Raw genomic sequence first — 3,976 nt, forward strand, 5'->3', positions numbered from 1 at the left:
ACGAGGATCTGGTCGGCCTCACGGATCGTGGACAACCGGTGCGCGATCACCAGCGACGTCCGGCTGCGCAGCGCGGTCTTGAGCGCCCGCTGGACGGCGGCCTCCCGGAGCGAGCTACGCCTTCCGCGCCACCACCAGCCGGCAGCGCGGGCTGCCGTCCTCCCGGCTGCCGAGGGACTCGATCGGGAACAGGGAGACGTCGAAGCCCGCCGTCGTCAGGCGTTCGTGGACGTCCGCCAGGCGGAACGTGCGGTAGTACATGACGAAGGGCGGGCGCCACAGTGCGTTCCGTACGCGCATCGTCACGTCGAAGCCCCACAGGGTCCAGTATGGAAGTGAGCCGACCCGTGGGGGAGCCGGGAGGGGGAAGGCGAGGAGGCCGCCCGGGCGGAGGGAGGCGTGGGTCTCGGTGAAGAGCCTCGACTGCTCCGCCGGGAGGAAGTGGCCGAAGGCGCCGAAGCTGACCGCCAGGTCGAAGGCCGGTGCGAAGGGCAGCGCCAGGGCGTCCGCGCGGATCAGGGTGGCCTTCGGGTGGGAGCGGCGGGCCTCGGCCAGCATGCCCGTGCTGAAGTCCACGCCCGTGACCCGGCCCGTGCACAGCGATCGCAGGACGGAGAGGCCCGCGCCGGTGCCGCAGCAGAGGTCGAGGCCCCGGTCGAAGGGGCCCAGGGGGCGCAGGGTCTCCGTCACCGCGTCCAGGACGGGGCCCGGGGTGCGGAACGGGGTCTCGTCGAACTTCTTCGCCAGCAGGTCGTAGCCGTGCTCCACGGAGGAGAGGGCCTGGACGGCCAGCTCACGGACGGTCGGGCCCTGAGGGGTGAACATGCTCCGACATTACGCCGTCACTCTGCGTGGGGAAGAGGGTCCAGGAGGGAGCGGTTCCCGTCAGCTGGCAGCACAGCAGATAGAGGGGGATCGGCGGGGTGTACGGCGACGTGCCGTCGGGCCGGTGGATCAGGCGGGGGCGGCGGTCCGGGATCTCCGCGCCCGGGGCGTAGCAGGCCGGCATCGGCCAGGTCAGCTCCAGGTCCGAGCCGGTCGGCACCAGCCACCACCACCAGTCCGTGTCCGCGTAGACACACCCCTTGGCGGGCAGCCGGGACAGGATCCGGAAACCGTGGCGCGCCGGAACGCCCACCGCGTCGCAGCCCAGAGCGGTACGGAAGCCCGGAGGCACGACCAGACGGGTCGAATCGGCCCCCGCGCTCCTGCGTGACCTCGGTGTCAGGAGCGTCGCCATCGACCTCAGCACGTGTGCCCCATGCCGTGGGCCAGCTCGGCCCAGACGACCCGCGCCGTTCCGTGCCCCGTACGGTCCGCCCCCCACGCGCTGCACAGCCCGTCCACGAGCATCAGTCCGCGCCCGCGCTCCTCCTCGCCGCAGTCGCGTATCCGCGGATCGCCGGCGCCGCCCTCGTCCCGAACCGCTATGCGCAACTGCTCCTCGCCCTCGCGCAGTTCGCAGATGACATGGGTGGACGCGGTGTGCACGACGGCGTTGGTGACGAGCTCGGAGACGATCAGCGTCACCGTGTCGCGGATCTCCGGATCGCAGCCCCAGAGGATCAGCCGTTCCTCCGCCAGTCTGCGGGCGCGCGACACGGAGGACGTCCGGGCCGGCAGTTCGAAGGCGAACCGGCGGACATCAGGGCGGAGGCCGGGACGGGAAGCGTCGGTTCGTGGGCGCTGGGTCATGACGCGTGGGGTCGCTAGACCTGAGGGGAGCGCGTTACCAGAAGCCACGACCGGTCCTCACAACAGTGGGTAAGCAGTGCCGCACATCGCCCCCGTGGCGGCGCGCGGCAGCAGCACGTACTGGTTCACCGGAATACTTTGCTCCCGACGCGGACACTTGGCAAGTGGCACTCTGAAAATTGCAGAGTGCTGTGTTCTCTCTGGCCCTGTTCATGGCACACTCAACCAAAACAGCGCGTCGGGGAGGTCTGGGAGTGAGCGAGCCGCGGTCCGCCCCCACGGTGGGACAGGTCGTTCTCGGCAAGCGTCTGCAGGATCTGCGCGAGCGGGCCGGCCTGAAGCGGGAGGAGGCCGCCAAGGTCCTCCGGGTCGCTCCGGCCACCATCCGACGCATGGAGACGGCGGAAGTCGCGCTGAAGATCCCGTACGTCCAGCTCCTGCTGAAGGCGTACGGCATCACCGACTCCGAGGCGGAGGGCTTCGTCGCCCTCGCCGAGGAGGCCAACCTCCCCGGCTGGTGGCAGCGGTTCCACGACGTGCTGCCCGGCTGGTTCTCCATGTACGTCAGCCTGGAGGGGGCGGCCGCCCTCATCCGTGCCTACGAACCGCAGTTCGTCCCCGGTCTGCTGCAGACCGAGGGATACGCCCGCGCCATCCTGCGCAGCGGGGCCGTCGGTGGGAGCAATGCCGAGGACATCGAACGTCATGTAGCCCTGCGGATGGAGCGACAGTCCCTGCTGACCAGGGACGACGCCCCGAAGTTCTGGGTGATCATGGACGAGACCGTCCTCCGCCGACCGGTCGGCGACGGGCCCGAAGTGATGCGCGACCAGCTCGACCGGCTGCTCGAAGCGTCCGAGCTGCCGAACGTCACCCTGCAGATCGCGGAGTTCGCGTCCGGCCACCACCCCGGCACCTACGGACCGTTCGTCCTCTTCCGCTTCGCCGTGCCCGAACTCCCGGACATGGTCTACAGCGAGTACCTCACCGGCGCCGTCTATCTCGACGCGCGCCCCGAGGTGGCCTCTCATCTCGAGGTCATGGACCGCATGGCGGCCCAGGCCGCGACTGCACAACGCACGAAGGAGATCCTCCGGGATCTCCGCAAGGAGCTGTGAATGGATCGCATATACAACGGCATGCCCGCCGCGGATCTCGGTGCCGAGGGATGGCACAAGCCGTGGAGCGGCGGGAACGGGGGCAACTGCGTGGAGGCCATGAAGCTGGCCGACGGCAGAGTCGCCGTGCGACAGTCCGCAGACCCTGAGGGACCAGCGCTCATCTACACCCACGGAGAGATCGCAGCCTTCATCCAAGGAGCGAAATCCGGTCAGGCCGACTTTCTGCTCACCTGACCCCTTCCGTCACACCCCTACCGTCGCGTAACTCTTGCTCTCATAACCGTAGTTCTCTCCGCCGACCAGGAGCCTCGATGAGCCAGGACCCCGCAGCCGTACGGATCGACACCAGCAAGCCGCATCCCGCGCGGATGTACGACTGGTTCCTGGGCGGCAAGGACAACTACCCGGTCGACGAGGAGATGGCCAAGCAGCTGCTCACCGTCGACGCGCGCGGCCGGGACATGGCGCGGGTCAACCGGGCGTTCATGCACCGCGCCATACGGTGGCTGAGCGCCCACGGGGTGCGGCAGTACCTGGACATCGGCACGGGCATCCCCACCGAGCCCAACCTGCACCAGATCGCCCAGGAGGCCGCGCCGGACTCCCGGATCGTCTACTGCGACAACGACCCGATCGTGCTCGCGCACGCGGCCGCCCTGCTGCGCTCGACGCCCGAAGGGGCCACCGAGTACATCCAGGCGGACGCCCGCGACCCCGAGCTCATCCTCGAAAGGGCCGGAAAGGTCCTTGATTTCGACAAGCCCATAGCCTTGTCGATGCTCGCCCTGCTGCACTTCGTCGGGGACGAGGACGGGGCGTACGACCTGGTCGGCAAGCTCGTCGACAAGCTCGCGCCGGGCAGCTACCTCGTCCTCTCGCACGTCACGGGCGACTTCGACCCGGAGGGGGCGGCGAAGGCCGTCGGCATGTACAAGGCCCGCGGGCTGACCCTGCGGCCGCGCTCGCGCGACGAGCTGGCCGCGTTCTTCGACGGTCTCGAGCTCGTCGAGCCCGGCGTCTCGCTCACCGCGGAGTGGCACCCGGAGCTGGGCGAGGTCGTCCCGGTCCTGGGCGACGACCCCATCCCGGGCTGGGCCGCCGTCGGGCGCAAGGCCTGACGGGCCGCCGATACGCGACGAGGCCCGCGGACCGTCCGGTCC

At 69.8% G+C, this 3,976-nt stretch carries 6 protein-coding genes; 3 read left to right on the top strand and 3 right to left on the bottom strand.

Annotated features, from left to right (window positions below; genetic code table 11):
• Window positions 1–114: 114 nt before the first annotated feature.
• The 3 genes from ACFQ7Q_RS37810 to ACFQ7Q_RS37820 are packed head-to-tail and all read right to left on the bottom strand — an operon-like array spanning window position 115 to window position 1,695.
• Window positions 115–825 (bottom strand): class I SAM-dependent methyltransferase, encoded by a 711-nt coding sequence (locus tag ACFQ7Q_RS37810; protein WP_383563708.1) that lies wholly within the window; start codon window positions 823–825, stop codon window positions 115–117.
• Window positions 794–1,240 (bottom strand): hypothetical protein, encoded by a 447-nt coding sequence (locus tag ACFQ7Q_RS37815; RefSeq protein ID WP_383563711.1) that lies wholly within the window; start codon window positions 1,238–1,240, stop codon window positions 794–796. The genes ACFQ7Q_RS37810 and ACFQ7Q_RS37815 overlap by 32 nt, the downstream gene beginning before the upstream one ends.
• A 5-nt stretch (window positions 1,241–1,245) precedes the next feature.
• Window positions 1,246–1,695: an ATP-binding protein gene (locus ACFQ7Q_RS37820; RefSeq protein ID WP_383563714.1), complete on the bottom strand. Its 450-nt coding sequence runs from the start codon at window positions 1,693–1,695 to the stop codon at window positions 1,246–1,248.
• 254 nt (window positions 1,696–1,949) lie between these two features.
• Here ACFQ7Q_RS37820 and ACFQ7Q_RS37825 point away from each other — a divergent pair, with 254 nt between their 5' ends.
• The 3 genes from ACFQ7Q_RS37825 to ACFQ7Q_RS37835 all read left to right on the top strand — a co-directional run bounded on the left by ACFQ7Q_RS37825 (window position 1,950) and on the right by ACFQ7Q_RS37835 (window position 3,934).
• Window positions 1,950–2,813 carry a helix-turn-helix domain-containing protein gene (locus ACFQ7Q_RS37825; RefSeq protein WP_383563718.1) on the top strand — a complete coding sequence of 288 codons (864 nt, stop codon included), beginning with the start codon at window positions 1,950–1,952 and terminating at the stop codon, window positions 2,811–2,813.
• Window positions 2,814–3,050, top strand: a complete 237-nt coding sequence (locus ACFQ7Q_RS37830; protein WP_137992288.1) for a DUF397 domain-containing protein — start codon at window positions 2,814–2,816, stop codon at window positions 3,048–3,050.
• Window positions 3,051–3,127: 77 nt separating this feature from the next.
• A complete protein-coding gene (locus ACFQ7Q_RS37835) occupies window positions 3,128–3,934 on the top strand; it encodes an SAM-dependent methyltransferase (RefSeq protein ID WP_383563721.1) in 807 nt (268 codons plus the stop codon).
• The last annotated feature ends 42 nt before the right edge of the window (window positions 3,935–3,976 follow it).

Origin of the sequence: Streptomyces sp. NPDC056527 (genome assembly GCF_042794475.1) — a bacterium.
Taxonomy (GTDB): Bacteria; Actinomycetota; Actinomycetes; order Streptomycetales; family Streptomycetaceae; genus Streptomyces.

What these genes read in the sequence shown, in the direction of transcription:
- ACFQ7Q_RS37830 (WP_137992288.1), top strand. Translation starts at nt 2,814, where the DNA reads ATGGATCGCATATACAACGGCATGCCCGCCGCGGATCTCGGTGCCGAG.
- ACFQ7Q_RS37815 (WP_383563711.1), bottom strand. Translation starts at nt 1,240, where the DNA reads ATGGCGACGCTCCTGACACCGAGGTCACGCAGGAGCGCGGGGGCCGAT.
- ACFQ7Q_RS37835 (WP_383563721.1), top strand. Translation starts at nt 3,128, where the DNA reads ATGAGCCAGGACCCCGCAGCCGTACGGATCGACACCAGCAAGCCGCAT.
- ACFQ7Q_RS37810 (WP_383563708.1), bottom strand. Translation starts at nt 825, where the DNA reads ATGTTCACCCCTCAGGGCCCGACCGTCCGTGAGCTGGCCGTCCAGGCC.
- ACFQ7Q_RS37820 (WP_383563714.1), bottom strand. Translation starts at nt 1,695, where the DNA reads ATGACCCAGCGCCCACGAACCGACGCTTCCCGTCCCGGCCTCCGCCCT.